The sequence below is a fragment of the Nostocoides vanveenii genome, from assembly GCF_039531165.1.
GTDB lineage: Bacteria > Actinomycetota > Actinomycetes > Actinomycetales > Dermatophilaceae > Nostocoides_A > Nostocoides_A vanveenii.
In genome coordinates this window covers 36,708-53,386 of record NZ_BAAAPN010000021.1, presented here as the reverse complement: position 1 = coordinate 53,386, position 16,679 = coordinate 36,708, and the positions used below count along the sequence as shown (strand labels likewise).

The window sequence follows — 16,679 nt, the reverse complement described above, 5'->3', positions numbered from 1 at the left end:
CTTCCGGGGCAAACTATGCACTCTGCATCTCTATGCATAGTGCATGATGGTGGGTATGGCGTCAAGAGCAACCGCCAAGGAACGCGCGTCGAGTGTGCGCCACGGCGCCAATGTGTTGCGCGCGATAGCGGCGAACTTGGTCGACCCCGGTAGCGACAGCGCCCATCCCGGTAGCGGCCTGCTGGCGAGCCGGACGGCTCGGGAAGCCCTCACCCTCCTGGCCTGGGCTCAACCGGTGACGATGGGCACTCTGTCCGGGTCACTCCGTCTCTCTCAGTCGGCCTGCGTGCGCCTGGTTGACCGTCTCGAAGCCGGCGGCCTGGTGCGTCGGCAGGGACGGGCCGGGACCCGGCAGACCGAGCTCGTCCTTACACGGGCGGGCAGGCGCTCGGCTGATCGCGTCGTGGGAGAAACCGGTGATGTGATAGCGGGGGCGCTCGAGGCGGCATTCCCGGATCCGGACGATTTGTCGCACTTCGTCGCGGCCCTCGATCGCCTGGCTACGGTCGCAGCTACCGAGGCGCCCGATGTCTACCGGATCTGTCGGGTTTGCGACGTCAGCGCCTGCCTCGCCGGCGGTTTGGCCTGCCCGTCCGCCGATGCCTGCCGCGCCGCGGCCGATGCCGGAACGTGACCTGCCCGGGCGCGCCCTGCCAGGGCGTGGGACCCAGACGCGGCTGAACCGGCCATTCGACGGGGCTGAACCGGCCTCTCGACGGGGCTGAACCGGCCTCTCGATGACCCTAAACCGGCCTCTCGATGACCCTAAACCGGCCTCTCGACGAGGCGGCGCGGGGGCCAGTCAGCCGGCGATGGCCTTCGCGATCTTGCGCGCATCGATGGCGATTTCGCGCAACATCCCGCTGATCGGGTTGGTGTAGCCGAGGAAATACATCCCGGGCGCGGCCGGCTTGCCGCCGAGCACGCGCGGCCGGCCTCGAGCGTCGAGCGCGACCAGATCGCGGACCAGAGACGCCAGCCCGGTGGTGAACCCGGTCGCGACCAGCACGGCATCCGGCGTCAGTCGGCGGCCGTCGACCAGGACCACGTCCGCACCGTCGAAGCGCTCGAGCGTCGGCACGGGCAGCACGCGCCGAGCGCGGATCGCATCGATGATCCCGACGTCCTGCACGGGGATCGCGCCCTCGAGCACGCGCGAGTACAGCCCGGCCGTCGCGCGCGGGAGCCCGTATGCCGTGAGGTCGGGAATCTCGGACCGCGCCATCAGCGCGCCCACCCGGTCCACCAGCCGCGGCGGCAGGTGCCGGACCGCCATGCCGGTCCACTGCGCCGGGATCCCCGCCTTGTCGCGGCGCACGATATTGGGCACCGTCCGATAGGCGAGCCAGACCGGCGCCGCACCATTGGCGCCGAGGTCCTGGGCGATCTCGCAGCCAGTGTTTCCGGTGCCGACGACAAGGACGGAGCGATCGGCATACGGCCCGGGGTTGCGGTAGTCACCGGCATGCACGATCGACCCCGTAAACCCGTCCTGCCCGGGCCACGACGGCAGCGTGCGAGTGTGGTTATAGCCCGCTGCCACAACGACATTCGCGGCCTGCCACTCTGCGCCCGAGGCGTCCCGGACCATCCAGCCGCCGCCTACGACGGGCGCGATCCCCGTCACCTCGACCCCCGTGCGCACATCGATGTCGAAGTGCGCCCGGTAGCTCTCGAGATAGCGAACGAGGTCAGCACGGGCGACCCAACGACCATACGACCGCGGGATCGGCAGTCCCGGCAAGCCCGACAATCGCCGGGTCGTATGCAGCCGCAACCGGTCGTAGTGCCCGCGCCAGGAGGAGCCCACGTCCGCCGATCGCTCCAACACCACCGCCCGCCGCCCGCGCATCGCGAGCGCCCCGGCGACGGCCAGCCCGGCCGGCCCGGCGCCGATGACGAGGATGTCCTGATCCACCCGTTCTCCGTTCACTACTGACGGGTAACTCTACTGCCGACTGAGTCAGTTGAGGCCGGCTGCGCCCGGATCCGGAGCGAGATGCAGCGCGCGGAAACGGGTCACGAGCGCCGCCTCGCGGCCCAAGACTCGCCGCAGCAGGGTCAGGCGCTCCGCCGTCGTGCCCGCCTCCAGGGCGGCCTGGCGGTCTGCCAGGTCCAGCGGAAAGGCGCCGAGAACGGCATACGCAAGGGTGTCGGGTGACCAACCGGCAGGCAACTCGCCGAGCCCGGTGGCCTTCGCGTAGGCCGCGTAGGCCACCCGCAGCTCACTCGCGATCCGCTCGAGGCCCTCCGCGTCGGTCCCCGGCACGTCGTCGAGCCAGGCCACCTCGGCGCGCGGATACGGCGCGTCGGCAAGGTGCGTCACCACGCGGAAGCGGCGCACCCCCACCGGCTGCAGCCGGACGACCCGGCCGTCGAGCGCCAGCGGGCCGACGCGGACAGCGGTGCCCACGGCATACGTCTCGGTGGCGTGGCCGGCGCCCACCTCGTGCCCGCGGCGGATGGCGACACCCCGAAGAGCCGGTCGGCCTCCGGCAGGTCGCCGAGGTCGCTGAGCAGCTGCAGATAGCGCGGCTCGAAGATCTGCAGCCCGATGACGAATCCCGGGACGGCGATCGTCCCCAGCGGGAAGATCGGCAACGCGGGCATGGCCGGGAGCGAGAGCGCGTCAGGCGGTGGAGGGCAGGTGGCGCTTGGTGCGCGCGGCCCCTTTGCGCTTGGCCACTCTCGCCAACTCGCCGCGCACAACCGACCACCGGGTGCGGCCGGGCTCCTCATTGGGCAGGGCCAGGCGGCAGACCTTGCGATAGACCTGATAGGCCTGCTTGACGATCGGCCCGGTCACATAGTGCAGGTCGTGCCGCTCCATCAGCTCACGGATACGGGGGGCGATCTCGCCATAGCGGTTGGACGGCATGTCCGGGAAGAGGTGGTGCTCGATCTGGTGGCTGAGATTGCCGGTCATCACGTGCGTGAACGCCGAGCCGGAAATATTGCCCGAGCCGAGCATCTGCCGCAGATACCACTCACCGCGGGTCTCGCCCTCGATCGAGTCGGTCTCGAAGGTGTCGATGCCGTCGGGGAAGTGCCCGCAGATGATGACCGTGTTGGACCAAAGATTGCGGATCGTGTTGGCGGTGAAGTTGGCGAGCAGGGTCGGCACGAAGCTCGGTCCCGAGAGCGCCGGATGGAGGAGATAGTCCTTGGTGCACTGCTTGCGGATCTTGCTGAGCATCTCGCGGACATTGGCCTTGAACGTGGCCTTGTCGGCATCGGAGAGCTCATCCCAGTTCTGCAGATTGCCGCGCAGCTCCAGGTCATAGGCGGCGATGCCGTACTCGAAAAACATCGCATTGATCAGGTGCCAGAGGGGCTGACCGAGGTGGAAGAGCTCCCACTTCTGGTCCTCATCGACGCGCAGCAGGCCGTAGCCGAGGTCGTTGTCGCGCCCGAGCACATTGGTGTAGGTGTGGTGCAGGACGTTGTGGCTGGCCTGCCATTGCTTGGCCGGCGAGGCCATGTCCCAGTCCCACGTCGTGGAGTGGATCTTGGGGTCGCGCATCCAGTCCCACTGCCCGTGCAGGACGTTGTGCCCGATCTCCATATTCTCCAGGATCTTGGCCAGCGACAACCCGGCCGTGCCGGCGACCCACGCAAACTTGTTGCGGGAGAAGAGCAAAACGACGCGGCTGCCGATCTCCAGCCCGCGCTGGATCTTGATGACCCGCCGGATGTATGCCGCATCCCGGGCCCCCCGCGAATCCATCACCTCGGCGCGGAGCGCGTCGAGTTCGCGGCCGATGCCCTCGATCTCCTCGTTGGTCAAGCCGGCCATCGGGTTAGGGCGGCCGGAGTGCTTCGGCGGATGGGTGCGTTCCTCGCCCCCGGCGACCGAGAGCCGCGAGTTGAGTTCGTGGTGGGTCGCCGCCACGTGCGTAGCCTCACTGACGTGCAGTGCGCGTGGGTCGATGTCGATCCGGTCGACAGTCGCGTCGGCGACATGGTGACGTTCGGGAGCGAGTGTCATGTGGACGTCCTCGGGTTGGGGGGAGCTAGATCTCGAGGTCGCAGCTACCCGCGACCGCATTGATACACGTCTGGATGGGCAGTTCGTCCCCAGGTTCGGCGACGGTGATCACTCCGGTACGCAAGTCTCGCACCGCCCCCTGGCGCATGGTCACCACGCAGCCGAAACAAATTCCCATGCGGCAGCCGCTCCTCATCAAGGCGCCGGCGTCCTCGGCGGCGTCCAGGATGGGCGTGGACCCGTCGGCGTCGATCGTGAGCCGAGAGTTCAGCAGGGTGATCTCGCCACCCTCGCCGCCCTCGATGATCGTCGGCCGGAAGCGCTCGACGTGCAGTTTGTCCGTGACCTCGTTCGCGGCCCAGTGCAACTCCGCGGCGTCGAGCAGGCCGGTCGGCCCGCAGACCCACGCCTCGCGCTCGCGCCAGTCGGGGACGGTCGCGTCGAGGTCGGCGAGGTCCAGCATTCCGTCGGTGTCCGTATGCCGCACCCGCAGATCCAGCTGCCCGCTCGCCCCGCGGCTGCGCAACTCCGGTCCGAAGACGACATCCTCGGGTCGTGGAGCGGAGTGCAGCAGCACGATGTCGAGGTCGGTGCCCTCGGGCAGATTGCGCAGCATCCCCATGACCGGCGTGATTCCCGAGCCGCCGGTGATGAAGAGGATCTTCTCCGGCGGGATGGGGGGGAGCACGAAGTCGCCGACGGCCTGGTCGAGCATGACCAGCGTGCCTGGTAGGGCGTCGCGGACGAGGTGATTGCTCACCAGCCCGCCGGGGATCGCCTTGGGGGTGATGGTGATCGTGCCGTCCGGCTCGCCTCGCAGCGAGGTCAGGGAGTAGGCCCGCCAGTGCCGCACGCCGTCGATGTCGATCCCAATGCGGATGTACTGCCCCGGCGTATGCCCGCGCCAGGAGCGCCCGGGCTGGATGCGGATGGTTGCCGCGTCGGCGGTCTCGGGCTGGATCGACACCAGCCGGCCGCGCAATTCGGCGCCGGCGCGCAGCGGGGCGAACATGTCGAGGTACTCCTGCGGCACGACCGGTGTGGCGATCGCGCCGGCCAGCTTCCACATGCCGTCGGCGAGTCCCGACGGAAGGCGCCGCGCGGCGCGCGGCGGGGCGGACGTCATACGACCAGCATAACCTACGGTTCCGTAGGTTACGCGCCGGTAGCTTTGCGTTGCGGGGGGCTGCCTAGACCCTGCTAGCAGGGTTTAGGTGACGTCCATCAGGGTCTACCGTGCTCGACGTCACTTAACCTGCGCTGAGTGCGACCACCGCCCGTCCCATGCGCATCACACCTGTGCCGCGTCACACCACACCCACCCGGCACACCACTAACTTTGGCCGTATGACTGCCTCGCCCCGCACCCGTCGACGCGCCCCGGTCGCGCTGGCCACCGCCGCCCGCGCCGCAACCACCGCCGGCGCGACCGCGGCCTCGGCCGCACCAACCGCGAGCGTTAAGGCCGCTTCGCCGAGCGCAGCGCCTTCGGTAGCCCGGACGAAGGCGGCCCCGATACGGACCGCCAATCGACCTGGCCCAGGGAGCCACACGCGGCCATCTGGTGCGCCCAGCGACTGACCTCGGCCCCGGCTCCTCGGCCGCGTCGCACGCAGTCCGCCTCCCCCGCCACACCGGATCCAAGGAGATCGGCGCCCACTACGTCTACTACGCCCCGATGTCTTGGACCTCGTTGCAACCGGCCCAGGACCCCACGACGAACGCTTCGACCTATGTCGCTCGCTCCGGCGCATATTGGAATGACGCTGCCGACGGCCAGGTATCGGTCTTCCTCGGCTGGGCGGAGGACTGGCGGCACATCAACCTGACCAGTAGCGAGATCGCCACGTGCGATATCGCCGCGATCTGGCGCGAGGCCTCCAAGAACATCACCGGTGGACGACCCAACGATCACGTCCTCTTCAACCTGCCCTACAACCCGGCCTGCGACTGGAGCGACATTCAGTACGTCGGTACGTCGCCCAAGGGGTACGGGGTGTCGATCACCAACGGCTTGATCGTCCCCAAGGACGATGTCATCAACCGCGCGATCCTCCACAACGACCGGGTGGTCGGCACCGATCAAGTCCTCTGCACCGACAGCGCCGGCAAACGGGTGCCCCTCTCCTTGACGCCCGAGAAGTCGTGCGAGCGCGTCGCCTACAACGATCCCTGGAGCCCCGCGGGCTGGCTGCCCTTCGGGTACGGCCATGCCGGTATGCCGCATGCCAAGGAAATGCTGGACTTCCTCGCCTTCGATGCCGGCAACTACGAAATCATCCCGGCGGGCGGGCCGGACCGCACTCTCGATCTCTACCGGCTGCAAGGTCCGTCCGGCAATGTGCAGATGGTCACGTTCACGCTGGATGGTTATCGCTACGACCTCGAATACCGCGTCTCGACCGGGCTGGAGTCCTGGACCGACGACCAGACCTATGACAGCGCGGGCGTCACGCGCACGACGCCCGGCGGCGGAGTGATCCTGACCCAGACCGAGCTCCCGGACGCCAAGTACATCTACGACAGCAACCTCATCGACTTCCACACGACCACGTCCGACACCGTGGCCCAGCGTCACCCCGGCCTCGAGACCGGCGAGTCCTTCACCGCTCCCCTCGACATCTTCAAGATTGCGGTGGGCGCGGCCGACCAGACCAGGGCCCAGGTCACCGGCTCCTTCCCCAGCCTGACCAAGGTCGCCCGCTGGTCGGGCAAGGACCGTTTCGAGACCTCGGCCGCGATCTCGGCGACGTCCTACGAGCCGGGGGTCGACACGGCATACGTCGCCAGCGGGCGGGTCTTCCCCGACGCCCTCTCCGGCGCGCCGGTCGCCGGCCGCGACAAGAACCCGATGCTGCTGGTGGACACCAAAGCCATCCCGCCGTCGATCGCGGCTGAACTGACCCGCCTGCAGCCCCAGCGCATCGTCGTCCTCGGCGGCGTCAACACGATCACCCCCGAGGTCGAGGCCGCGCTCGCCGCCTACGCCCCGACCGTCGAGCGGTATGCCGGAGCCGACCGGTTCGCTGCCTCGGCCGCGATCAGTGCCGCCAACTACGACCCGGGTGTGAACACGGCATACGTGGCCAGCGGGCGCGTCTACACCGACGCCCTCTCCGGCGCGCCCGTGGCGGGGATGACCGCCGGCCCGGTCGTGCTCACCGACACGACGACCCTTCCCGCTGCGAGCGCGGCCGAGCTCGCCCGTCTCAAGCCGACGAAGATCGTCGTCCTCGGCGGCCCGAACACCATCTCGTATGCCGTTCAGGCCCAGCTGGCGGACTATCTCGCCAATTAGCGCCGGAGTGGGGCCTGGTTTTCGTTGGCGGGCCGCGCTATAACCCGGCCCGCCAACGAAAGCTGGGCCCGACCACGAGAATGACGCCCCAGACGTGTCCCGGCCCGGGGGCTGGGTCGCAATGCGATGATGCCCGGCGTGCATATCGCCGCGATCGTCTTCGCCTTCCTGGCCGGCCTGATCCACTTCTACATCTTCAGCCTCGAGTCGTTCATGTTCGACAACCCGAAGACCTGGAAGATCTTCGGCGTGGCGGGCCCGGAGGCCGCCAAGGTCGTCAAGCCGTGGGCCTACAACCAGGGCTACTACAACCTCTTCCTGGCCATCACGGCCGTGATCGGCTCGGGGCTGCTCGCGGTCGCCAAGGCCGGGACCGATCAGATGATCTGGGCACAGGCGCTGATCTATGTCAGCTGCGGCTCGATGTTCCTGGCGTCCCTGGTGCTGCTCAACTCCGGCGGCAAGCCGCGGGCCGCGCTGATCCAGGGCCTGTGCCCGCTGCTCGCCGTCGCCTACACCTGGGCCTCGTCCTGACCCCTGGCGCCGACTCAGCACAGGTTGGGTGACGTCGAGCAGGGTAGACCCTGCTGCACGTCACCTAAAGTCTGCTAGCAGGCGGTTAGGTACGGGGCAGGTGGGCGTCCAGCCACGCAATCACGTCGGCCGTGACCTCGTCGCGGTTGGTCTCGTTGAGCAGCTCGTGCCGGGCACCGTCGTAGTAGTGCGTCGTCACCGACTCCAGCCCCGCCTTGCGGTACTGCCCGGCTACCTGCTCCACGCCCTTGGACTTCGCGCCTACCGGGTCCATCGTCCCGGCGATCAAGTGCACGGGCAGCGACTTCGGCACCTTCGCCGTGGTCTTGTCGGAGTGGATGTGCCCCAGCCCGTTGATCAGGTCGACATAGAAGCCGGCCGTGAAGACATTGCCGCACAACGGATCCGCGACATATTTGTCGACCTCGTCGGTGTCGCGCGAGAGCCAGTCGAACTTCGTCCGGGCCGGCTTGAAGTCCTTGCCGTACTGCCCGAAGCTCAGCATGTCCAACAACCCGGACGTATGCCGGCGCCCCCGCACCTTCGCCTGCACCCGGGCCAGGTTCAGCCCCACCTGACCGAGCAGGCCCTGGTCCCCAGCCGTCCCGCACAGCACCAGCCCGGACAGCTGCGAGCCGTGCTCCGCGGCATACGCGCGGGCGAGGAAGGAGCCCATGCTGTGCCCGAACAGGAAGACCGGCAGCCCCGGGTGCGCCGCCCGCGCCGCCTCGGTGATCGTGTGCAGATCGTCCACCACGGTGTGGAAGCCGCGGTCGTCGGCGAAGTAGCCGTGATCCGGCCCGAGCGGCCCGGTCGCGCCGTGCCCGCGGTGGTCATTGGCATAGACGACATAGCCGGCTGCCGTCAGCGCGCCGGCGAAGCGCTCATAACGCGCCGCATGCTCGGCCATCCCGTGGGCGATCTGCACGATGGCCTTCGGCTCGCCCGCCGGGGTCCAGACATAAGTCGCCAGCTCGGTCCCGTCAGCGGCTGCGATCCTCGAGAAGCTCGTCATGTGCGGATAGTACGGTCCGGATCGAGGCCACTGCCGATGGGATACCTCACAGCCGCCGCCGCGAGTTTGGCGCGGGCGGCCGCAAGCAGGTCGATCCCGAGCACGTCGACCAACCCGAGCAGATAGATGAAGACGTCCGAGATCTCCTCCTCCGCTCGCGTGCGCTCGGGGCCGCCGGCAAAGCGCGCGAGTGCCTCGTCGGCCGGCACCCACTGGAAGAGTTCGGCCAACTCGCCAACCTCGCCCACCAGCGCCAGCAACAAGGACTTCGGGTCGTGGAACTGACGCCAGTCCCGCTCAGCGCTGAAGGTGCGCACAGCGTCCTGGAAGGCTTCGAGGCTGTCGGGGTCACGCGGCATACGGGCATTGTCGGCAAGGTCACGCACCGGTGCCTGGATTGAGGGGGTCGTTTCGGGACGCGTCCTTCGGCCGCGACCCTAGGATGCGACCCAGATCGACAACTCGCCCATTTCACCCTGGACCTTCCATCCGCTCCGACCGGCGGGCGGCGCGGGCGAGGGCGCGCGTCCTCCTCCTTACGGCCCCACTGTTCGCGGGCCGACCCCAGGTAACAGATAAGGACCTCGTCATGACCACGCCCACCACCGACCCGACGTCGCTCAACACGACCGACTCCGCCGCTGCGGTCACGCCCGGCATGGGCGCCGTGCCGTATGACGGTGGCGTCGCCTTCCGCGTGTGGGCGCCGAACGCGCGCGCCGTCGCCGTCGTCGGCGACTTCAACGAGTGGTCGCCGACCGCTCATCCCCTGACCGAGGAGGACGGCAGCGACGGCAACTGGTATGTCGCGATCCCCGGTGTGGAGGCGGGCGCCGCCTACAAATACGCCATCACCACCGCGGACGGCGAGCTCGTCCACCGCATCGATCCGTATGCCCGTGAGGTCACCAACTCCGTCGGGAATGGCGTCGTCCACGACCACGCGGCATACGACTGGGAGGGCGACGAGTTCCATCTCGGCGGCCATCACGAGCTGGTCATCTACGAGATGCACGTCGGCTCGTTCAATCCGGCCGACGAGGGCGCCATCGGCACCCTCGACGACGCCCGCGCCCGCCTGGACCACCTGGTCAAGCTCGGCGTCAATGTCGTGCAGGTCATGCCCGTGGCCGAATTCGCGGGGGACTACTCGTGGGGCTACAACCCCGCCCACCTGTTCGCTGTCGAGAGCGCCTACGGTGGGCCGAGCGCATTCAAGGATTTCGTCAAGGAGGCGCACCGGCGCGGCATCGGCGTCGTGCTCGATGTCGTCTACAACCATCTTGGTCCGAGCGATCTGGACCTGTGGCAGTTCGACGGGTGGTCCGAGAACGGCAAGGGCGGGATCTACTTCTACAACGACGACAGGAGCACCACCCCGTGGGGCGACACCCGTCCCGACTATGGCCGGCCACAGGTGCGCGACCTGCTGCGCGACAACGCGCTGTCGTGGCTGCGGGACTATCACGTCGACGGCCTGCGCTACGACATGACGCCCTTTATCCGCAGCGTCCACGGCGGCGGCCACGACCTGCCGGATGGCTGGTCGCTGATGCGGTGGATCAACACCTCGGTGCGCGGGGAGTTCCCGCACGCGATCCTCATCGCCGAAGACATGCAGCGCGACCCGCTGATCTCCGCCACCGACGACAATGGAGCGGCCTTTCACGCTCAGTGGGACGGCGCCTTCGTCCACCCGGTCCGCGATGCGCTGACCGCAGTCGCCGACGAGGACCGCTCCCTGGCGGCCATCGCCGAGGCGCTGACGACTGCCTACAACGGTGACGCCTTCCAGCGAGTGGTCTACACCGAGTCCCACGACGAAGTCGCCAACGGGCAGGCCCGCGTGCCGCACGAGATCGACGAGGGCGACGCGACCGGCTGGGCCGCGCAGAAGCGCTCGACGCTGGGCGCCGCCTTGGCCCTGACCGCACCCGGTATCCCGATGATCTTCCAGGGCCAGGAATTCCTCGAAGGCGAGTGGTTCCGCGACGACGTGCCCCTCGACTGGGACCGGGCCGCGGACTTCCGGGGCATCATTCGCCTCTACCGGGATCTGATCGGCTTGCGCCGCAATGCCGACGGGACCACGCGCGGCCTGACCGGGCACCACGTGCGCGTCCTGCACGCCGACGAGACCAGCAACGTTCTGGCCTACCACCGGTGGGCCGACGGCGGCCCCGGCGACGACGTGGTGGTGATCGCCAACCTCGCGCACGAGGCGCGCGAGGACTACCGCGTCCAGATGCCGCACCCAGGCCGCTGGGCGTTGCGCTTCAACTCCGACGCGGGTCTCTACGGCGCCGCCTTCGGCAACCACGCGTCATCCGACGTCGATGCGGGGGACGACGCGAGCATCACGATCGCGCCCTACACCGTGTTGATCTTTGCACTGGTGGGTAGCTCCGGCAGCGCAGAGTAGGGCAGCCGAGGTCGAGCCCCACCTTGCCGCTCCAAGGAATGGGGCTGTGGGAACAAGTCACGATCGGGCTGGCCCGCCGGTGACCGGAGGGGCCGAACCGGTCCGGAGATCCTGCGCAATGCGAGTCGATGCCCGGATGTCCTGGCCAGGCACCGCTACGGCTGACGGTTGCGGATTGCGGTGACGACATCGCCGCGGTCCTGGGCGCTCAACGTGACGTCCAGGACCGCCGCCCATGCATCGATCAGATCGTCTTCGTCGATGTCACCGTGGCCCGGCGCTGGATTGTTGGCGACCGACAGGTCGAGACCGATCATCCAGAAGGTGACCAGGGGCCACCACCGCAGAGACGGGTCGACATCCGACCCGGCACGCTCGCCGATCCAGTCCGGCTCCTGGAAAGCAAGCGAAGGCTGCCACCACACGATCGGATCGGAGGTATGTAGCAGGTAAACCACCGAGGGGCCGACCAGGGGCCGAGGTCTCGGCCGTAGCGATCCCGCGTCAGATCCGCCGCAGTGGTGGCGAAGCGGATGTGTCGGCCGTTATCCACGACGGGGGCGATCTGTGGACTGCCGCCGTGGCGGACCGCGGTGACTTCCTCCCACACGGTGGTCGCTCCGGGGGTCCCGACCCAGACCGCTCCGTCGACCCGGACCAGCATGTCCGCACTGTCGGCAAAGGCCGCTTGCATTCCGAAGGAGCCGAGCGACTCACCACCGAGATAGAGCTTCGGCCGGGTCGCCTCCGGACGAGCGCCGAGGGCCCGCTCCACCGCGTTCACCAGGGCGCGGCCCGCGCGCTCGGGCAGATCTCGGTCGGTGACGAAGGCGACGGGACTGGGCAGGAAGGAGTACTGCATCGCTGCTGTGGCGCAGTTCCCGTCGGTCAGGTACTCAATCGAACGCACATTGAGCTCATCCACCCAGCCGGTGCCCGTCGTTCCTAGGAGGGCGAGCACCGGCCGCTCGAACGCGCCCGTGCGCTCCAGCTCCCGCACCACGGTTGCCGCAATCTCCTCGACGTCGACCGAGGCATCCGTGGGCGAGGCATAGACGCGGATCGGCTGCGTAGCCGCGCGACCAGTCGCGGCGGAGATGTCTTGGGGCAGAGGTGTCTTCGCGGTGAAAATCTCTCACTGACGGCCCCAGATCCGCTCAGCGCTGAGTCGAGCCCGGCCCGCCGGAGATCAGCGGTGAGGTCGGGGCGTTCAGGCCGGCCGGGGATTGGCGATCCAGCTGCGCGGCTGACCCCGATATCCGTTCCACGGTCCGGGCGAGAAGCACACTTTGGCTGACCCATGCGGTGCCCGCGACAATCAGGATGACGGCCAGGGCCGCAGCGAGCGGCCGAGGCAGCGCGTGCGCCAGGAGGAAGCGGGAAGCCCGAACCACGGCGGACAGGAGCCACGCGAGCAGTAAGAGGGTTGCCGCGAGCACGAAGGCCGCCACGAAGGCCAGGAGATCATCCCACCAGCTCGGCGGGGTAATCCCCACCAGCCGCGCCGTCTGGACCCGTCCGCGATGGCCGGCGACCCAGGCGGTGAGGGTACCCACGACGATCCCGACGATTGCCGTGATCGCGGCCCGCCGGCGCCGCTGCGGGTCGACGAGCACGCGCACGCCGAGCGCGGCGAAGACCGGGGTGCAGAGGGCGGCAAGGAGCGTGCCCGCGGCATACGCCACGACTGCGGATCCCGCCGACGCGGCGGCTTGCAGGTGCCAGGGCCTCGGCAGCAGGCTCGGCGAGAGACTGATGAGAATGGCGACCCAGCCAACCAACAGGCCGGGCACGGACCGGCCCGTCAGCGCGCGTCGCACCAGCGCGCCGCGCGGCGACCCAGCAGCCATGAGCAGGTGCCCTCGCCGGCCCGGCGAGCAGAGTGCCCGGCGCGGGAAATCACAACCAGTGTCACGCGGGGCTCCTGAAGGCTGCAGTGGTGGAACGATTCTGCCCGGTCGGCAGCCTTGTGCGACGGCGCTCCGGCCGCGAGGTGACAAGGAGTCCGAGAGCGCGCAGACTGACGGTATGAACGCAGGGGACAGCGACGCGACATACGGACGATCCAACGGACCGCAAGACGGGCAGTTCCGGTCGATCCCGACCGAGGCCGCCCCGGGTGGCGCGGTGGGTCAACCGGGCCGCACCGAGATCGACGCCCGCCGGGAGGCGCGACGCAAGCGGATGAACGGCCTGCTCGCGGCCAGCGGCGGCCTGGCGACGGTCGTCTTCCTCGTGCTCGGATTCACCATGGGCGCGTGGTATTGGGCCTGGGTCGTCTTCCTCCTTCCCGGCATCCTGCGCACCTATCTCGGGGCCAGCGAGTAGCACACGGCGCTCGCGCAAGATCACACAGGTGGGCCTATCCCATCGAGGCCCCGTTCACTAGGGTTTCGATCGTGAGCCAGATGAACCTGCGCGAGTACATCGACAGCCTCAAGACCGAGGGCTACACGGTCCGCGACGATCACGGGGACGACCCCATGCTGATCTCGCCCGATGGCAAGGCCGTCGAGACCTGGCGCGAGAACTATCCCTACGACGAGTTGATGTCGCGCAATGACTACGAGGTCGAGAAGTACCTGCTGCAGATCGAGCTGCTGAAGTTCCAGTACTGGGCCCAGGACATGGGGCAAAAGCACGTCATCGTCTTCGAGGGCCGGGACGCGGCCGGCAAGGGCGGGACGATCAAGCGCTTCATGGAGCACCTCAATCCGCGATCGGCGCGCGTCGTCGCCTTGACCAAGCCGACGACCACCGAGCTGGGCCAGTGGTATTTCCAACGCTATGTCTCACACCTGCCGACGGCCGGCGAGATCGTGCTCTTCGACCGCTCCTGGTACAACCGCGGCGGCGTCGAGCGCGTCATGGGCTTCTGCTCCGACGATGAGTACGAGACCTTCATGAAGCAGGCGCCGCGCTTCGAGGAGATGCTCATCGACTCCGGGACCACGGTGACCAAACTGTGGTTCTCGGTGACTCAGCAGGAGCAGCGCACCCGCTTCGCCATCCGCCAGATCGACCCCGTCCGCCGGTGGAAGCTCTCGCCGATGGACTTGGAGAGCCTGGACAAGTGGGAGTCCTACACCGCCGCCAAGGAGGCGATGTTCGCCCGGACCGACACCAAGTCCTCCCGCTGGTACACGATCAAGTCCAATGACAAGAAGCGGGCCCGGATCAACGCGATGCGCTTGTTCCTGAGCCTGCAGGACTATGACGGCAAGGACAGCGACGTCGTCAGCGACCCCGACCCGCTGATCGTGGCCCGGGGCAAGAAGACGGTCGGGGACTGAGCCACCCCCCGAAGTCCTTCGCTACTTCGTCACGGCGATACTTCGCGGGGACCCCGACTGAGCCCCCCACGAAGTCCTTCGCTCCTTCGTCACGGCGATACTTCGCTCCGTCGGCGTTGCGATGCGACGCGGGGACCCCGGCCCCTAAGGTCGTCAATCCTTTTCGCCAGCGGCTGCATCATTTCCGCGGCAGCGCACTCCCTTTGAGCAGCGACCGATTCCGGTCGCGCTCGGAGGGAGAAAGCCATGCATGCCCGTGTCCTTGCCATGCCCGCGCACCAGCGGTATGCCGTGTTGCTCCTCGCGTCGGCGCTGCTCGTCCTCGCCGCGATCGCCCTCGGTGGCTCACCTCAGGTGGGCGCCCAGCACCTCGCCGACGGTCCCGGCAACGGCTACTGGTGGGGCGGCTGAGCGGGTCATTGCGAACGTGCTCAGCACGGCGTCCCGCCGGCACACCCGACGGCTGAGGCCGGCCGGCCACCGCTGACGCAGGGGCTCAGCGGTGGATCAGGTCGCGCCAGTTGGCCGGGACATTGTCGGCGGGCGCCGGCACCGGTTGGTCCTCGGGTCGCGACTGGGGCGGGGCCAGGGGGGTGCTCTGGATGAAGGACTGCGACTCGTAGTTCCACATCCACTCCTCCCCCGGCTCGAAGGTCGCGGCCACGGGATGCCCAGTGGTTTTGAAGTGGTTGGTGGCGTGCTGGCTGGGCGAGGTGTCGCAGCAGCCGATGTGCCCGCACTGGGCGCATCTGCGCAGGTGCACCCACCACCCCTTGGAGGCCAGACATTCGCCGCAACCGGTACCCGAGGGCGGCACCATGGGGTTGATGCCATAGATGCTCATCCCCCATTGTCGGGGCCCTCGGGGGCAGCGTGTCCAGAGCCTTGGGACATTTGAGAGCAATCACACCAGGCCTGGACGTCTCGGCGGCTGGGTTAGCCTGGCCGGGTGCCCAAGCCTCCCCGCCGTCTTCGCGAGGCGATCGACCCTGCTGTCGCCGAGGTGATCGCCGATCCCAGGCGGCGGGCCGTTATCGAGCGCGCCGGTCGACTGATGCCCGCGCGTTATCGGCCGGTCGTCGACGTCGCCGGCTGGACCGTCGATGAACTGTCGGCCCTGACCGGTCGCGGTGAGCCGGACCCGCCGGTGCGGGTCGGCCGCGATGTCGTGCTCCGCGTCAACGCCGCGAGTGGGGAGCTACCCGTCGATGCCGTGCTGATGAGCCGGGCGATCGCCGACACGGCGCCGCGCGCGGGCGAGGACATCAATCCAACGCTGCAAGATGTGCTGGAACGCTATCTGCCGGAAAGCCTTTCGGCCTTCGAGCTCTCCACCCGGCGCGGCATCAACGACTCCGCGGAACAGTTGCTGCTCACTCAGTTGCGGCTGCTGCATACGGTCGCGCTCAACATCGACCAGGCCGAGACCGAGCACAACGAGCGCGACCTGCAGATCCAGGACCGCTTTCTCAAGGAGCGCTTCGCCAGCCTGACCCCGGGCGACCTCGACCTGACCGGGCGAGCGCCGGCGACACCGAATGTCCGCAGCATCGACTCGCCCGCGCGTGGCCGCAACAAGGCAGTGACCCCGGACGCGCGCGCCTATCTCGAGCCCGAGCGCCACCCCGTGGTGCTCTTCAAGCGCGACGGCGCCGGGCCGTGGGAGGTCACCTTGCGCCTGGCTCTGCCGAAGGGCCACACGACCGTCCTCGGCATGGTCGAGGAGACCACGACCGGGGCCACGCTCTTCGCCCACCGCGGCAGCCGGCGCCTGACCGGCCGTCGGCAGACCGGTTTCAAGGCCGCTCAGGTCGACCTCACGATGCCGCTGAAACTGCTCTCCCCCAGGCGATTCCTGCTGTATGCCGAGTCCCGCCCCGGCCGTGAGCGCACCGACACCGTGCTCTTCTTCCGCACCGACAGCGGGAGCCAGGCCGAGCTGCGGACCGCGCTGTCCGGGGACGCGCGCGGACCGCTGACGGTGATCGCCTCGGCATACGACACTCCCGATGGCTTGGTGCTGCGCAACGAGTCTCGCGTCTTTCCCGATCTGGCCGCCGCGTGCGCGGGCTTCGGCTACGGCAATATCACCTGGCTGGACCGGCACACCCCGATCGTGTGACGCGTTG

The 16,679-nt window shown here is 68.5% G+C and carries 17 protein-coding genes and 1 pseudogene; 8 read left to right on the top strand and 10 right to left on the bottom strand.

The window, feature by feature from the left end:
* Nucleotides 1-55 precede the first annotated feature (55 nt).
* Nucleotides 56-634, top strand: coding sequence for a MarR family winged helix-turn-helix transcriptional regulator (locus ABD209_RS04225; RefSeq protein ID WP_344062583.1), 579 nt, complete (start codon nt 56-58; stop codon nt 632-634).
* 168 nt (nt 635-802) lie between these two features.
* Here the strand turns inward: ABD209_RS04225 and ABD209_RS04220 are convergent, their stop codons facing one another.
* Genes ABD209_RS04220 through ABD209_RS04200 form a run of 5 tightly spaced genes read right to left on the bottom strand, consistent with a single transcriptional unit; the run spans nt 803 to nt 5,114 of the window.
* Nucleotides 803-1,918, bottom strand: a complete 1,116-nt coding sequence (locus ABD209_RS04220; RefSeq protein WP_344062580.1) for a flavin-containing monooxygenase — start codon at nt 1,916-1,918, stop codon at nt 803-805.
* 45 nt (nt 1,919-1,963) lie between these two features.
* The gene (locus ABD209_RS04215; protein ID WP_344062576.1) at nt 1,964-2,413 is read right to left on the bottom strand and encodes an LON peptidase substrate-binding domain-containing protein; all 450 of its coding nucleotides are present in this window, start codon (nt 2,411-2,413) and stop codon (nt 1,964-1,966) included.
* Nucleotides 2,323-2,610, bottom strand: coding sequence for a hypothetical protein (locus ABD209_RS04210; protein ID WP_344062573.1), 288 nt, complete (start codon nt 2,608-2,610; stop codon nt 2,323-2,325). The genes ABD209_RS04215 and ABD209_RS04210 overlap by 91 nt, the downstream gene beginning before the upstream one ends.
* Nucleotides 2,611-2,629: 19 nt before the next feature.
* Nucleotides 2,630-3,988 carry a fatty acid desaturase family protein gene (locus ABD209_RS04205; protein WP_344062570.1) on the bottom strand — a complete coding sequence of 453 codons (1,359 nt, stop codon included), beginning with the start codon at nt 3,986-3,988 and terminating at the stop codon, nt 2,630-2,632.
* A 25-nt stretch (nt 3,989-4,013) separates the two neighbouring features.
* Nucleotides 4,014-5,114 (bottom strand): ferredoxin reductase, encoded by a 1,101-nt coding sequence (locus ABD209_RS04200; protein WP_344062567.1) that lies wholly within the window; start codon nt 5,112-5,114, stop codon nt 4,014-4,016.
* 438 nt (nt 5,115-5,552) lie between these two features.
* Here ABD209_RS04200 and ABD209_RS04195 point away from each other — a divergent pair, with 438 nt between their 5' ends.
* Nucleotides 5,553-7,286: a cell wall-binding repeat-containing protein gene (locus ABD209_RS04195; protein WP_344062564.1), complete on the top strand. Its 1,734-nt coding sequence runs from the start codon at nt 5,553-5,555 to the stop codon at nt 7,284-7,286.
* Between the two features lie 138 nt (nt 7,287-7,424).
* Complete coding sequence (locus ABD209_RS04190) at nt 7,425-7,820, top strand: DUF1304 domain-containing protein (protein WP_425564563.1); 396 nt, start codon at nt 7,425-7,427, stop codon at nt 7,818-7,820.
* An 85-nt stretch (nt 7,821-7,905) separates the two neighbouring features.
* Here the strand turns inward: ABD209_RS04190 and ABD209_RS04185 are convergent, their stop codons facing one another.
* Both ABD209_RS04185 and ABD209_RS04180 read right to left on the bottom strand, forming a co-directional pair.
* Nucleotides 7,906-8,835, bottom strand: coding sequence for an alpha/beta hydrolase (locus ABD209_RS04185; RefSeq protein ID WP_344062558.1), 930 nt, complete (start codon nt 8,833-8,835; stop codon nt 7,906-7,908).
* On the bottom strand, nt 8,832-9,194 hold the full coding sequence (locus ABD209_RS04180; protein WP_344062555.1) for a nucleotide pyrophosphohydrolase: 363 nt from the start codon (nt 9,192-9,194) through the stop codon (nt 8,832-8,834). The genes ABD209_RS04185 and ABD209_RS04180 overlap by 4 nt, the downstream gene beginning before the upstream one ends.
* Nucleotides 9,195-9,424: 230 nt before the next feature.
* Between ABD209_RS04180 and ABD209_RS04175 the strand changes: the two genes are divergently transcribed.
* Nucleotides 9,425-11,257: an alpha-amylase family glycosyl hydrolase gene (locus tag ABD209_RS04175; protein ID WP_344062552.1), complete on the top strand. Its 1,833-nt coding sequence runs from the start codon at nt 9,425-9,427 to the stop codon at nt 11,255-11,257.
* Between the two features lie 155 nt (nt 11,258-11,412).
* On the opposite strand, the pseudogene ABD209_RS04170 reads toward ABD209_RS04175, so the two are convergent.
* Both ABD209_RS04170 and ABD209_RS04165 read right to left on the bottom strand, forming a co-directional pair.
* A pseudogene (locus ABD209_RS04170) lies at nt 11,413-12,260 on the bottom strand (alpha/beta-hydrolase family protein).
* Nucleotides 12,261-12,414: 154 nt separating this feature from the next.
* Entirely contained in the window at nt 12,415-13,107 is a 693-nt protein-coding gene (locus ABD209_RS04165) for an alpha/beta-hydrolase N-terminal domain-containing protein (protein WP_344062549.1), read from the bottom strand.
* Nucleotides 13,108-13,285: 178 nt separating this feature from the next.
* Between ABD209_RS04165 and ABD209_RS04160 the strand changes: the two genes are divergently transcribed.
* From ABD209_RS04160 to ABD209_RS04150, 3 genes are all read left to right on the top strand, one after another.
* Nucleotides 13,286-13,585: a hypothetical protein gene (locus ABD209_RS04160; protein ID WP_344062546.1), complete on the top strand. Its 300-nt coding sequence runs from the start codon at nt 13,286-13,288 to the stop codon at nt 13,583-13,585.
* A gap of 80 nt (nt 13,586-13,665) precedes the next feature.
* Complete coding sequence (gene ppk2, locus ABD209_RS04155; protein ID WP_344062635.1) at nt 13,666-14,550, top strand: polyphosphate kinase 2; 885 nt, start codon at nt 13,666-13,668, stop codon at nt 14,548-14,550.
* A 246-nt stretch (nt 14,551-14,796) separates the two neighbouring features.
* Nucleotides 14,797-14,961, top strand: a complete 165-nt coding sequence (locus ABD209_RS04150; protein ID WP_324387810.1) for a hypothetical protein — start codon at nt 14,797-14,799, stop codon at nt 14,959-14,961.
* Between the two features lie 85 nt (nt 14,962-15,046).
* Here ABD209_RS04150 and ABD209_RS04145 read toward each other — a convergent pair whose 3' ends face one another.
* Nucleotides 15,047-15,394, bottom strand: coding sequence for a UBP-type zinc finger domain-containing protein (locus ABD209_RS04145; RefSeq protein ID WP_324387811.1), 348 nt, complete (start codon nt 15,392-15,394; stop codon nt 15,047-15,049).
* Between the two features lie 105 nt (nt 15,395-15,499).
* Here ABD209_RS04145 and ABD209_RS04140 point away from each other — a divergent pair, with 105 nt between their 5' ends.
* Nucleotides 15,500-16,672: a hypothetical protein gene (locus ABD209_RS04140; RefSeq protein ID WP_324387812.1), complete on the top strand. Its 1,173-nt coding sequence runs from the start codon at nt 15,500-15,502 to the stop codon at nt 16,670-16,672.
* Nucleotides 16,673-16,679: the final 7 nt, after the last annotated feature.